We start from the raw sequence: 1,439 nt of genomic DNA, 5'->3' as shown, positions 1-1,439 counted from the left end.
GGCCGCCCGTGCCAGGCACCAGGCCGGATCGCCGCTGATGACCGCCAGCCGTCGAATCCCGGCCTGCTGCATCAACGCGGTGGTTTGCTGCAGGGTCATTCGTTGCTGGCAAAGGTGTTGCACTGTCCCGGATTGCCACTATCAAACCCGCGTTTGAACCAGCTGTAGCGCTGCTGCGAAGTGCCGTGGGTGAAGCTATCCGGCACCACCCGTCCCTGACCTTTCTGTTGCAGACGATCGTCACCAATCGCCTCGGCGGCATTCAGCGCTTCCTGCAAATCGCCGACCTCCAGGATATTTTCCTGCTGCATGTAATGTCCCCAGACGCCCGCGAAACAGTCAGCCTGTAACTCCATTTTGACTGAGAGATGGTTGACCTGAGTCTGACTGGCCCCCTGCTGCATTTCGCGTACTTTTGGTTCAATGCCGAGTAATTTCTGTACGTGATGGCCAACTTCATGCGCAATCACATAACCCTGGGCAAAGTCACCACCGGCACCGAGTTTGGTTTTCATCTCGTCATAAAATGAGAGATCGATATAAACCGTCTGATCGGCTGGACAGTAGAAGGGTCCCATCACCGACTGGCCGGTGCCACAGCCGGTGCGGGTTGCGCCGCGATACATCACCAGCTTCGGCGCAACATATTGCTTGTTCATCTGCTGGAACAGTTTTCCCCAGGTGTCTTCGGTGGTGGCGAGGATAACTTTGGTAAATTTCGCGGCCTCATCCTCATTCGGACTGACGCTGCGCTGCTGCTGCTGACTGGTTGGCGCAACCTCTCCGCCGGTCAGTAAGCCGGTCAGGTCATAGCCGTAATAGCCGGCCACCGCGACCACGATCAGCAGAACGATACCACCCTTGCCGCGCGGCAGACGGATCTGGCGGCCTCCATAACCGGACGATTGATCGCGACGGTCTTCTACATTGTCGCTTTCGCGACGCCCTTGCCAGCGCATGCTTGACTCCCTTAGCGGTTTACTCAGATGGCATGATTTTAGTTGTGTGCCGTGGCAATAACCAGCTTTACGCCAAAATGAAAAAAGGAGAGCCGGGGTGCTAATGCTCGTCAGTTAAGCGACCGGTGATAACGCAGTCTGGTGCCGCTCAGGGGCTGGCGATCCTCGCGCCGCTGCGCGGTGCCTTTACTTCATTCGCCTGCCTGACGGACCGCCGGGGATGGCACATCCTGTGCTGCCCCGCCTTTCGCCCGCGTCCTGCGGGCTCTCCTGGGCGACCCCAGCCTGCTCTGAAGCTCCAGTGCGTGTTGTTAAAAAGGGCGCGATGGTGGAGGCCTGAGCGCCTCTGCTGCTGAAAGGGCTATCCGCAGCGCTGAGGCGTGACGTTGGGCCAGAACGCCACGCCGGGAAGCGTGGAGAGTTCGGAGCCGGCCAGGGAGGGCCGATCCCCGAACGGTTCGTCGGCACGACGTCAAAGCC

At 59.3% G+C, this 1,439-nt stretch carries 1 protein-coding gene; it reads right to left on the bottom strand.

The window, feature by feature from the left end:
• Positions 1-95: 95 nt before the first annotated feature.
• On the bottom strand, positions 96-959 hold the full coding sequence (gene ypfJ, locus HA41_RS19400; RefSeq protein WP_094122111.1) for a KPN_02809 family neutral zinc metallopeptidase: 864 nt from the start codon (positions 957-959) through the stop codon (positions 96-98).
• Positions 960-1,439: the final 480 nt, after the last annotated feature.

Origin of the sequence: Pantoea conspicua (assembly GCF_002095315.1) — a bacterium.
In the GTDB taxonomy this organism is placed as follows: domain Bacteria; phylum Pseudomonadota; class Gammaproteobacteria; order Enterobacterales; family Enterobacteriaceae; genus Pantoea; species Pantoea conspicua.
Note: the sequence above shows the minus strand (reverse complement) of the source record. Positions and strands in the feature narration are given on the sequence as shown.